The sequence below is a fragment of the Pedobacter sp. Bi27 genome (assembly GCF_918698255.1).
GTDB lineage: Bacteria > Bacteroidota > Bacteroidia > Sphingobacteriales > Sphingobacteriaceae > Pedobacter.
In genome coordinates this window covers 187,065-198,991 of record NZ_CAKKMW010000008.1, presented here as the reverse complement: position 1 = coordinate 198,991, position 11,927 = coordinate 187,065, and the positions used below count along the sequence as shown (strand labels likewise).

Annotated in this window: 12 protein-coding genes; all 12 read right to left on the bottom strand. The window is 37.7% G+C overall.

All coding sequences use genetic code 11. The features are described 5' to 3' along the window. Positions 1–77 precede the first annotated feature (77 nt). The 12 genes from rfbA to LQ227_RS22685 all read right to left on the bottom strand — a co-directional run bounded on the left by rfbA (position 78) and on the right by LQ227_RS22685 (position 11,794). Positions 78–938 (bottom strand): glucose-1-phosphate thymidylyltransferase RfbA, encoded by an 861-nt coding sequence (rfbA, locus tag LQ227_RS22740; RefSeq protein ID WP_230143400.1) that lies wholly within the window; start codon positions 936–938, stop codon positions 78–80. 72 nt (positions 939–1,010) lie between these two features. Next, the gene (rfbD, locus tag LQ227_RS22735) at positions 1,011–1,868 is read right to left on the bottom strand and encodes a dTDP-4-dehydrorhamnose reductase (RefSeq protein ID WP_230143399.1); all 858 of its coding nucleotides are present in this window, start codon (positions 1,866–1,868) and stop codon (positions 1,011–1,013) included. Next, complete coding sequence (gene rfbC / locus LQ227_RS22730; protein ID WP_230143398.1) at positions 1,865–2,413, bottom strand: dTDP-4-dehydrorhamnose 3,5-epimerase; 549 nt, start codon at positions 2,411–2,413, stop codon at positions 1,865–1,867. The genes rfbD and rfbC overlap by 4 nt, the downstream gene beginning before the upstream one ends. Then, positions 2,413–3,465, bottom strand: coding sequence for a dTDP-glucose 4,6-dehydratase (rfbB, locus tag LQ227_RS22725; protein WP_230143397.1), 1,053 nt, complete (start codon positions 3,463–3,465; stop codon positions 2,413–2,415). The genes rfbC and rfbB overlap by 1 nt, the downstream gene beginning before the upstream one ends. A gap of 243 nt (positions 3,466–3,708) precedes the next feature. Beyond that, the gene (locus LQ227_RS22720) at positions 3,709–4,272 is read right to left on the bottom strand and encodes a DUF3109 family protein (RefSeq protein ID WP_131029599.1); all 564 of its coding nucleotides are present in this window, start codon (positions 4,270–4,272) and stop codon (positions 3,709–3,711) included. A gap of 2 nt (positions 4,273–4,274) precedes the next feature. Next, positions 4,275–5,048, bottom strand: a complete 774-nt coding sequence (locus tag LQ227_RS22715; RefSeq protein ID WP_230143465.1) for a DUF3108 domain-containing protein — start codon at positions 5,046–5,048, stop codon at positions 4,275–4,277. 103 nt (positions 5,049–5,151) lie between these two features. Then, entirely contained in the window at positions 5,152–5,667 is a 516-nt protein-coding gene (locus LQ227_RS22710) for a DUF2480 family protein (RefSeq protein WP_230143396.1), read from the bottom strand. A 66-nt stretch (positions 5,668–5,733) separates the two neighbouring features. Next, complete coding sequence (locus tag LQ227_RS22705; protein WP_230151249.1) at positions 5,734–7,818, bottom strand: SurA N-terminal domain-containing protein; 2,085 nt, start codon at positions 7,816–7,818, stop codon at positions 5,734–5,736. Positions 7,819–8,057: 239 nt separating this feature from the next. Beyond that, positions 8,058–8,630, bottom strand: coding sequence for a hypothetical protein (locus LQ227_RS22700; RefSeq protein WP_230151247.1), 573 nt, complete (start codon positions 8,628–8,630; stop codon positions 8,058–8,060). Continuing rightward, the gene (locus LQ227_RS22695) at positions 8,630–9,922 is read right to left on the bottom strand and encodes an OmpP1/FadL family transporter (RefSeq protein ID WP_230151245.1); all 1,293 of its coding nucleotides are present in this window, start codon (positions 9,920–9,922) and stop codon (positions 8,630–8,632) included. Before LQ227_RS22695 ends, LQ227_RS22700 begins: the two co-directional genes overlap by 1 nt. A 1-nt stretch (position 9,923) precedes the next feature. Beyond that, a complete protein-coding gene (locus LQ227_RS22690) occupies positions 9,924–10,658 on the bottom strand; it encodes a type III pantothenate kinase (protein WP_230151242.1) in 735 nt (244 codons plus the stop codon). 155 nt (positions 10,659–10,813) lie between these two features. Beyond that, a complete protein-coding gene (locus LQ227_RS22685; RefSeq protein ID WP_230143389.1) occupies positions 10,814–11,794 on the bottom strand; it encodes a DUF6427 family protein in 981 nt (326 codons plus the stop codon). Positions 11,795–11,927 lie beyond the last annotated feature (133 nt).

Here is an 11,927-nt window from a genome sequence, read left to right as displayed (position 1 = left end):
AATTTGAAACTTAAAAATATGTACGTTTAGCTCATTTTTGGATCAATAGACCACAATAATCTCACATAGGAATTAAATTATTTAATTTGCTTCAACAGGTAACTGCCATAGCCACTTTTAACCAATGGCGTAGCAATAGCCTTAAGCTGTCCTGCATCGATAAAGCTCATACGGTAAGCGATTTCTTCAATGCAGCCTATCTTTAAGCCTTGTCTTTCTTCTATGATCTGAACAAATTGTCCGGCCTGCATTAATGAGGTGAATGTTCCTGTATCTAACCAGGCTGTACCGCGGCTCAATACGCCTACTTTTAATTTACCCCGTTCCAGATAGATTCGGTTTACATCGGTAATCTCATATTCACCTCGGGGAGAAGGTTTAATATTTTTGGCAATCTCGACAACCTCATTATCATAAAAATACAATCCTGGCACTGCATAATCAGATTTTGGGCTAACAGGCTTCTCTTCAATCGAAATAGCCTTTTTATTTTCATCAAATTCTACCACACCGTAACGTTCAGGATCTGAAACCTGATAAGCAAATACCACACCGCCATCGGGATCAGCACTGGCCTGTAAGAGTTTGGCCATACCATCACCATGGAAGATATTGTCGCCCAATACTAAGGCCACTTTATCTTTACCTATAAAGTCTTCACCAATCACAAAAGCCTGTGCTAAACCATTCGGCTCGGCCTGTACAGCATAGCTAAACTTACAGCCCAAAGAAGCACCATCGCCCAATAATTTCTCAAAATTTGGCAGATCGTGTGGCGTAGAAATAATTAGAATTTCTTTTATACCAGCCAACATTAAGGTCGATAGTGGATAATAGATCATCGGCTTATCGTAAACCGGCATCATCTGTTTACTACAAGCCAAAGTTAAAGGGTGCAAACGGGTTCCGCTGCCACCAGCTAAGATTATACCTTTCATATTAGGATTAGATTTGAGATTTGAGACATTAGATTTGAGACGAATGGCTCTATCTCAACATCTGTATTACTTCTATTTATTAATTTGTTTTATACACGCTACCAAACTATCTCTCCAGTAAGGAATTTCAATATTAAATGTTTCTTTGATTTTAGATTTATCCATCACCGAAAATGCTGGCCGGATTGCTTTAGTTGGGTAAGCAGAACCTGGAATAGGATTTACTTTTACCTTAGTTTGGCTGATATCAAAAATCGCATTTGCAAAATCGAACCATGAGGTTACGCCCTCATTGCTATAATGGTAAACGCCATAAGTGGCGGATGAAGAACTTATAATATCAAAAATGGCATTTGCCAGATCAATGGCATAGGTTGGTGTACCCACCTGATCGGCAATGATATTCAGTTCATCACGCTCGGCACCGAGTTTAAGCATGGTTTTTGCAAAGTTGTTGGCATACTCAGAATACAACCAGCTGGTGCGGATAATGAAGTGAGCAGGCAGTGTTGAAACAACTGCTTTTTCTCCATCTAATTTGGTTACACCATAAACATTGATCGGTTTAGCCTCGTCGTCTTCCTTTAGTAATTTTACTTCATTCCCTTCGAAAACGAAATCGGTAGAAACATGTATTAGTGTTGCCCCATTTACAAAACAAGCTGAGGCTAAGTATCCTGCACCTGTTTCATTAATGGCTTTAGCCAGCTCAACTTCATCCTCTGCTTTATCTACAGCAGTATAAGCGGCACAATTAATCACAAAAGCAGGTTTCTCTGCAGCTAGCAGATCATTCAAACCAAACTCATTCAGGATATTTGCATCCTGCTCGGCTGGAAAAACAATTTCTGTAATTGCTCTTCGCTCCGCAACCACCTTCAAACACTGGCCTAACTGTCCGCCGGCACCAATTACTAGTATTTTACTCATATGTGCTTTAAAGCTGAAAATGGTTTTAAAAGTAGATCTTTATCAGATACCGCCAGATCTTTCTCCGGAATTAACCAATCAATATTCAGGTCCGCATCATTATAAATTACCCCAGTTTCTGAAGCTTTATTAAAAAAATTATCACATTTATATAAAAATTCTGCCGTTTCGCTCAATACCGAAAAGCCATGTATAAAACCTCTTGGTATATAAAGCTGTAATTTATTCTCTGCACTTAAGCGTATGGCAAAATGTTTACCATAGGTTGGTGAGCTTGGACGTACATCTACCGCAACATCCAATACTTCTCCCTTGGTTACACGCACTAATTTGGCTTGCGCAAATTCTCCGGTTTGGGCATGTAAACCTCTAACTACACCGTAAGAAGAATAAGATTCGTTATCCTGAACAAACCTGCCTGATAAACCCGTTTTTTCTTCGAATGTATTTTGGTTAAAACTTTCAAAAAAATATCCTCTGGGATCTTCGAACACCCTTGGCTTAATAATCAGACAGTCTTTTAATCCCGTTTGTTCAATTTCCATTATTTACTGCTGTACTGTTGTTCGTAGTAAGACTGATAATTGCCTGAGGTTACGTTGTTTAACCATTCTTCGTTTTGTAAATACCAGTCTACCGTTTTGGCTAAACCTTCTTCAAATTGTAAGCTTGGTACCCAATCTAATTGATTTTGTAATTTACTCGAATCAATGGCATAACGTAAATCGTGCCCTGCGCGGTCGGTTACATAGGTAATCAGTTTAGCCGATTCTCCTGCTTCGCGACCTAATTTTTGATCCATAATTGTACAAAGCAAATTGATCAGATCAATATTTTTCCACTCATTATGTCCACCAATGTTGTACGTATCTCCTGTTTTCGAATTGTGGAAAATTACATCAATTGCTCTCGCATGGTCTTCTACCCATAACCAATCGCGTACATTTTCACCTTTACCATATACCGGTACAGGTTTGTTATTTTTGATATTATTAATGGCCAGTGGGATCAATTTCTCAGGGAAATGATGAGAACCATAGTTGTTAGAGCAATTAGAAATTACACAGTCCATGCCATAAGTATCGTGATAGGCCCTTACAAAGTGATCTGAACTCGCTTTTGATGCCGAATAAGGACTATGAGGGTCGTATGCCGTAGTTTCGGTAAACATACCTGTTTCACCTAAGGCGCCATAAACCTCATCGGTACTTACATGATAGAAACGTTTTTTGTCATAATCACCTTTCCAATATTCGCGGGCTGCATTTAATAAATTTACGGTGCCAATTACATTGGTAATGACGAAAGCTGTTGGATCAGAAATAGAACGATCTACATGGCTCTCTGCGGCTAAGTGAATAACTGCATCGAAGTTTTCTGTTTTAAACAGATCGAACATCGCGTTAGCATCGGTAATATCTTCCTTTATAAATCTATAATTTGGCTTATTTTCAATATCGGTTAAATTAGCCAGATTACCTGCATAGGTAAGTTTATCTAAATTTACGATCTCGTATTGAGGATAGTTGTTAACAAAACGGCGAACTACATGAGAGCCAATAAAGCCCGCACCACCAGTGATTAAGATTTTTTTCACAGTTATTATATGATTTTCAATTCTGCTAAAGTAAGATAGATTTCGGCAAAAAACAACTTAATTTTGACATAAGCTGAAAACCGAACGAAATAATTCAGAAGCAATTACTTAATTTCTATGAACATCTTCTGCATAAATAGATAAGCTTGCAGTTGCAATAGACATGCGCAAGAAAAGTATAGATCACGCTTATATTTGACTTTACTGTTGCGCCAGTAAACATAAAAATTTAAGGAAGACGAATTACATCGCCGCCACAGAACTTTCCAATTCTTTATACCACTCTTCTCCATATTTACGGATAAGCGGTCCTTTTAAAAAGCTATAAACTGGAACCTTTAATTCACGGCCAAAGGTACAAGCATCATGACAAATGTGCCAGCGATCGTAATTTAGCACTTCGAATTCTGGATATTTCGTTATCCGGATAGGGTAAAGGTGACAAGAAATCGGCTTCTGCCAATCTACAATACCTTGCTCATACGCTTTTTCAATGGCACACTTCGTAATACCACCCTCAAAAAGCACGTAAGCACATTCTTTATTTTTATCTACACAAGGGGTGGTTAAATCGCCATCTTCATCAACTACATAAACGCCTTGTTCCTCAATGGCTTTAATGCCCTTTTCATTCAACAGGTGTTTAATTTTCGGATATATCTCTTCCAAAATGGCTTTTTCGTCATTATCCAATGGTGCACCCGAATCACCTTCCACACAGCAGATCCCTTTACATTTGCTTAAATTACAAACAAAATTTTCCTTCAATACATCCTCGTGTACCAGCACCTGTTCAACTTCTATCATCATTATTCTTTTGCTAAAGCATATTTCAACCCACTGGCTGATTTTAATTCCATAGTAACCGCACCCACCAATATCTCTACCTGGGCTTTTACCGGCACGCGGTTTCCATCATCGGTTACCCAAAGGTATAACCGGCTATCTTTTTTAAAGATCCTTCCCGGTTTAATGGATGGGCTAAATTTTAAACAGCGGATGTTCCCCAATTTACTTTTAATCGTTTCTTTTCCTATATATTCAACCTCTAAGGCTGAGATTTCATCACCCAAGAAATAGTTCAGTTTAAACTTATCACCAATTTTGATTTTACTGATATCCAGGCTCCGGGCAAAATAATAAGCCGAAACCAGATCAAAAGTCTGAGTAGTTGGCGTTGTAAAAGTTCCTCTGTTCGAAACTACTTTCTTTGCATCCTGCGTAAAACGTGCCTTATCCTGGCGTCTATAACTGGCCTCACGGATATTCTCCTGATAGAAGTAAGGTAAAAGGTCAGTTTTATCGATATACGAATCGTAATGATCTCTTATCTTATAAAACACATCAAAAGTTCCGGAAGTCTGCGCATCAACCGTAAGTTTATAGGTAGGCCTGTTATCAAACTTTAAATCAGAATTGGCTACCTTAATCGTAGCTTCTGCCGCCGTTATAAATCCGTACCTTAATTTATATTGCAAAACTTCACCTTCCTGAAATACGGCCTCTTTCTTCAGGGGAAGTTGCTGCGCCGTTGCCAAAAGACTGCATAAGCCAGCCGTGACGGTTATAAATAATTTCTTCATTGCTTTTGTACTCATTTGTGTGTTGTTGGGAAAGAACTGTTTCCTAAAAAAAATGCGGTTAAATTCTTTCTCCCATGAAGATATACAAAAAGCAAACCAAAATTTAATCTTTTCTTTTATATACAGGAACTGTAGAGCAGGGTTCGCCAAACATAATGCTTTTAACTACTGGCGTAAGCAGGTTGGTTACCTCAACATAGGCTGAAACCGGAACATCGATATCGCCACATCCTTTTACCACCACACGCTCGTTGGCATAATCTTGGGGATTAATTTTAGCCAGTGCCTTGGTAAATAAAACAGCTTCCAATGTATTTAAATCGCCAAATACTACTTCATTGGCATAAGGTTTTAATCTATTCGCCAGCAGCATATAAGCCCAGGTAGGTACAATTGCATCGGCCGAGCAGATAATGGCTACATTCTTATCCTGATATTGCGCCCAGTCGTGATTTTTGATAAATTCTCTAAAATCCTTTTCTCTTAGTATTAAACCAGAAAAAAGATTGTCTACAATATCATAAACCACTCTTTCACCTTTATGATAAAAATCTTCGAGATTTAAAGTTATTAAACCGCTATTGGCTACTTTATTAATAATGTTTTCCTGAATTTCCATGGCCTTAAATAAAAAAAACCGTTCCGACTAATCATCGGAACGGTTACAAAATTACGTATTTTCTATTTAATAGAATTTCACACGATTGTCTTTTATCTTGGCATTTTCCTGTAAAGCCTGGAAAGCCGATCCTAATGAACGCTGTCCTAAACTTAACATCATGCTTTCTTTTTGTTTAAACATATTTGCAATTGGTGCAGGATTTGTAAATCCATCAACTGAAAATACATAAACACCACGTTCACCCTGAACAGGAGCAGATACTTTACCTGGCTGTGAACCAAAAACGCTTCCTACTAAAGCATTTTCCTGTGCTACACCCGGGATTACCGGATTGGCAAATACCACGTTCTGTACTGGATTAACCGGACGTGCAACTTTAGCTGCAACCTGGTCGATACTTCCTTTACCTGCGTTGGCCAATTTTTCTTTTAATTGTTTTGCTTTGACTGCATTAATTACCATTGGCTCAATTTCTTTCTTCACATCAGCTAATGATAAAATACCTTTAGGGCTGATTGTAGTTAAACGGGCCACAACATAAGCATTGCTCATGGTATAAATTTCTGGTAATACATCACCTTTGTCTGCTGCGTAAGCATCCTGAATTAATTTACGTGGGTTATCCAATCCAGCTGCAAATCCTTGTGTTGATGCAACCTTATCAGCAACAGTAACTTTTAATCCTTTTTGTGCAGCAAATTTGCTAAAGTCGTTACCTTTCACCTCAGTTAAGAAATTGCTTGCTGCTTTGTAGGCAGCCGCCTGGGTTTTGCTACTTGCATTTAATGCTTTTTCTACGTAAGCTAATTTAGCTACTTTAGATGACCCGATCTGTTTTTCGATTTTAAGCACATGGTAGCCAAATTGAGACTTTACTACTTTAAGATCTCCTGTCTTTCCATCAAAGGCTGCATTCTCAAACTCAGGAACCATAGCGCCACGGGCAAAAGCTGGCATTTCACCACCTTTATCTTTCGAACCGTCTACACTATAGTTTTTAGCCAGTTCTGCAAAATTAGCGCCTTTTAAAATTAATGCTTTTAATGAATCAGCTAACTTAAGTGCTTTATCTTCGCCACCAACTTTAGCCGGATCGATTAAGATGTGGCTTGCTTTTACTGAATCAGGAGAAATACGGGTAGATACTACCTTTACAATTTTGTATGAGTTACCTGTTAATTTTGGGCCGTAAAAACTACCTGCTGGTAAAGCGAATACTGCTGAATCAACCGCAGGATCCAATTTACCTTTTGTGATATAAGTAAACGGAACTTTTACGTCTGAATTGATTGCAGCGAAAAGTGAATCGTTTTTAGCCACCTGGAAATCAGCAGCAATTTTGTCTACCTGAGCTTTGATTGCCAATGAATCTGCTTTGGTTGGACTGATACTGAAACTGACGTACTCAAAAGCACGTGTTTCTTGTGGATTGTTGAAACGTGCTTTGTTCTGCTCATAATATTCTGAGTAGTCGTTGTCTGTTAATTTAACAGCAGCATCGGGAATAGAAGTATAATCTAAACTTACATATTTAAAATTAGCCAGTTTATTGCGGTTAGTATATTCATCAGTAGCTTCTAAAGAAGTTACATAAACCGAATTACGGATCAGGTTAGAATATTTTGTCTGCAGGGCCTGGTTTTTAATTTCTTCCTGTAACATATTAGATTGCTGCAAAGCCTGAGGTTCTTTCGATTTTAGAAAGTTCATCAAGGTAGCACGGTCTAACTGTCCTGTCTGAGGATTAGAGAAATATTGTTTAATTAGGGGGCTAGGGTTTTGACCTTGTAATAGATCTACCAGTTCATCTTCAGAAACTGTTAAACCTAAACGATCGTACTCTTTAGTTAACAAAACTTTTGCCAACTCTGCATTCCATGCCTGATCTACAGCCATAGCAGTCATCTGTGCATTTGCACTGCCGCCATATTGTTGTTTCATCTGGTTTACACCCTGATCAACCTTTGGTCCGAATTCATCAATACTGATATCCTTACCATCAATTGATCCTACAACTTTTTGATCTGCTGCCCAAAAAGGTTTACCCACGTTAATTGCATCACCTACTAAAAATGCAACAATTGCAAAACCGATGGCAAAAACTAGAATATAGCCTGCACGGTTACGCAAAAATGTCATTAATCCCATATTGTAATTATAAATTTATTTAGTTCTTTTTTAAGAGGGCGCAAGATACAAATTTGCCTCAAAAAAGAAAACACAAAATTTTATTTATCAAGTGTTTAATTTTTAAGCAAATACAGGCCCTGTTTTAATGATTGAATGACAGAATTTTGAGTGATTGAATGATGGAGCTATTGAAGGATAATTTGAATAAATCCATTAACATTCAATAATTCACTCATTCTATCATTTGTACATTGCAACTAAGGCGCTACGCCTTCCTTCATGTTCAGCTCGCCGTTTCCACTATCCATTTCATAGGTACTAAAATCCTGCGGAGCTTTGAAGTTGATGCCTTCGCCTATGCTTCCATCTACTCCTTTCACATATACCCGTTGATTGGAATAAAAAATCTTTTTCGACTCATCCCAGATCAGTTCCTGTGAAGAGAAAGTATCGCCCTTACTGTTTTTTACGACTACATTTTTCCTAAACTCGGTTTTAAGCTCATTATCCTTCCTAATGGCGTAATCGCAAACCAGGTTTCCATCAATGGTTCCGTTAGGGTTATAAAAATCGATATTTACACCCTTAATCATTTCCTGATAAGCGCTTCCGTTCGAAGGCGTAACCTTATCCATTATTGGGGCATAACCTTTAGCCTTAATTCTGGCCGAATCGCTGTAAGTGATATCGACACCAATGGTCCGATCCCTGGACAGGATTACTTTATTTGGTGAGACTGAATTGGCATTTTTTAGATCGTCGTCTCCACAGGAAGCCAGAAAAAAAGGCAACACCAGAAACAGACCATATAAAAATGTCCTTAAATTCATTAGTCTACACGGTACTTACGGAACCAGGTATCGTTCAAGGTAAAGCCTAAGTGGAAATTAATAAACTTCTCTTTAACAAGATTATCGCTTAACGTTCCCCTTTGTCCGAACTCGGTTGTAAAGTTGATTTTATAAAATGCTGAACCACCGTTAGCAGTAGGCAACGGGAAGCCAAAACCCAACGATGCACCCATTTGTTTGATATCCTGATTACCGATTTTGATATATGTTTTATCGTAATTAAAACCAAGACGGTAATCTACACGTTTCATATAACTATTGTAAGAAAATGCGTCTGGGGTCCACTGGCCACCCAAAGAAGCACCCCAGCTATCTTGCAAACCTTGATTTACATTATTGATACTTGTTGCAGACCATTTACTCATTCTAAAATCGGCACCGATCATCCACTTATCATTCTGCTGGATAGAGATCCCAAAATTGTGCGTTAATGGCAAGGTAAGATTAGATTTTCCGTTATTTGCGATATTTAACGTATCGGCTGCAGGGTTTTCATTACCACTTTGATCTCTTGTGTAGAATGTAGCAAAAGAAGTTTGCGTTGAATTTATTTTTCCAGAAGTACTTCCAGAATAACCCAGGGTCATAATTGTTTTCTTACCGATATTAAAATCGTACTGGATGCCATAAGAGTAATTTATACCACCAACACTATTTTTATTTTGAAGTTTAGCATTATAAGCCCCTACTGATTGGAATTCGGTAGCCCTGGTAGTTTGGAGGTTGCCAAAAATATATTCTAAGTTACCACCAATTCTTAAATGATCGCCAAAACGATAACCATAACCTATATAGGCCTTTGATAAGCCGCCTTCGCCTTCATAAAGCTGGTCTAAAGTGGTTGTATCAACTTTGGTTGTGTTTCTGTAAGAATAACCCAAATCTGAGTAAGGCAAAATACCAAAACTCAAGGCCGATCTTTTGGTAACCGGAGCAGCAAATGCCAAATGGCTAAAAGTAGAATTGAAACTCGTTTCGCTTAAATTGTTTCGCGAAAGATTGGTTAAACCAGCACTCATGCCCACATCAATGGTGGTTAAAGTTATTCCGGCATAAGATGCAGGGTTTTGCATATTAATATAATTGAACCCTGTTACTTTACCTACTGCGGTAGAAATCCCACCCATTGCCCTAAGCTGGGGCAACAAAGAGCCCTTTATATTTCCAAGTCCATATCTTGAATATGGTGATGAAGTGGTAACCTGTGCCTGAGCACTTAAACCACAAACTAGAACGAGTATGGCTGCAATATAATTTATTCTTTTGTACATTTTAATCTGCAATAGCTTCATTTAATCCTTTTAATACTAAGTAAGGATCTTTTATAATTTGAGGCGCAAAGATGCTGTTTTGTAATTGTTTATACAAAAAATTAGCATCACCCCCCGTTATAATTACCTTCAGAGCACTTTCTTTTTTATTATTTAGGGCAATAAAGCCTTCAATTTCGTTTATTATTCCTTGTAAAACGCCATTTTTGATTGCCGACTGTGTATCCGTACCTTCCACAATAGCCTCATTTGCATCCCACTCCACCAAAGGCAAACGGCCAGTAAATTCGTGTACAGCCTTAAAACGCATTTTAATACCTGGGCTTATACTTCCGCCAAAATATTCCTTCGTGCTACTTAAAACATCATAAGTAATACAGGTACCCGCATCAACCACTAAACTTGCATTTGTTGGATGTAAGCCATTTGCACCCAAAATAGCAGCCCATCTATCTAATCCTAAAGTAACTGGCGTTTTATATCTATTTTGCACGCCGTTCGTCAACATGGTTGAAAAACGGATATACTCGGTATGCTTTTTTAAAAATACTTCTAATGGTCCAACTTCCTGGTTAACACTACTGATGATGGATTTCGATGGCGAAAACTTCTCAATCAATTGAGCCAGGTCAAGTATCCCAATTTTATTGAAACGCTGATGGTGAATAATTTCCTTCTCTGCAAAAACAGCAACCTTAACTGCAGAATTTCCAATATCAATGCTTAGTCTACGCATTTAAAATCTCCCACGGCAAATAACATGTTCTTAGAAATTCCAATGACTCCATTTTTTATCCATCTTGATTAAAACTTAAAAAGCTTTAATTCTAAAATCATGCACAAAGCTATTAATCTTTGTCAAGTTTCGCTCTAGTTATTTGTTAAAAAAGGTTAAACAAACAGAAAATACTGTATCGAAAGCACAAATAAAACGAACAATGTTTCGTAAAACCAACGTTTTTTAGCATTGCTGAAATAATACGCCAACAGTACCGATCCTGGCGGTACACAAAGCAAAAAATGCCAGGTCCTGAAATCCGGTTTGAGGTAAAAACTTGCTGCTGAAATAATAAACATGAAAAACAACAGCTGAAAACTTTTCCGTGTACTGATAAAACTCCTGAAGAAATTTTCCCGGAGCTGTAGTGATGCCAGTATGATAATTACCGTTACCGGGATTAGCACCAGGTAATCGTTATAGTTGATTTTAAAAACCGAAGGAAACTTATTGCCTAATGGTTTCCAGATCTGATAAAACGAGCTTAAATTATCATTCCAATAATAAAATACGGCCAGAAAAAAGAAAACTGTAATAAAGCCAATCAAGCCGGCTACCCATTCGCGCCAATTAAATGATCTAAAAAGCAATAGTGCTAAAAAGATCATAAGTAACATGGCCATAAACGGAAAATAGATCAATGTTCCTACCCCAATAATCATCCCGATATCGAAAACAGTGGTAATAGAGTTCGCACTTTTACCCAGTTTTAAAAACTTATCGATAATCCAAATCAACAGAAAGTTACATAACAATGCCGGACTTAGGATCATAAAAGGCATAAACAAACTTGTTCCTGTTATAAACATCAGCCCTGGCAGGAAACTGGGTTTGGCCAATAAATTATGATTGTTTACAACTCGATTGAAAATTAAAGCCTGTACATAAACCAAAAGTGCCGCGATAAAAATATTGGTATATGGCGTAAAGGCATTGTCTAAATCTATATTGATCAATAACCTGGCAAATGGTTCCAAAAAATCAAAATTCAGCTTATCGTGTGTTTCATGAAAAATGGCAATACGCAAAAAGAATGTGTATGCCAGCAAGAATACGAGGTTAATAGGATTTAGCTTTCTAAACTGATTAATCATACCTTTTTTAAGAGTAGGCAAAGTAAAGAAAATAATTTAAGAGTAGGGGAAGAAAGATAAAAGGGGAGAGACGAAAGGTTAAAGGGAAAACTTCTACTGTCTAACAAAATGTTGGTTTATATCCAAATCCAGC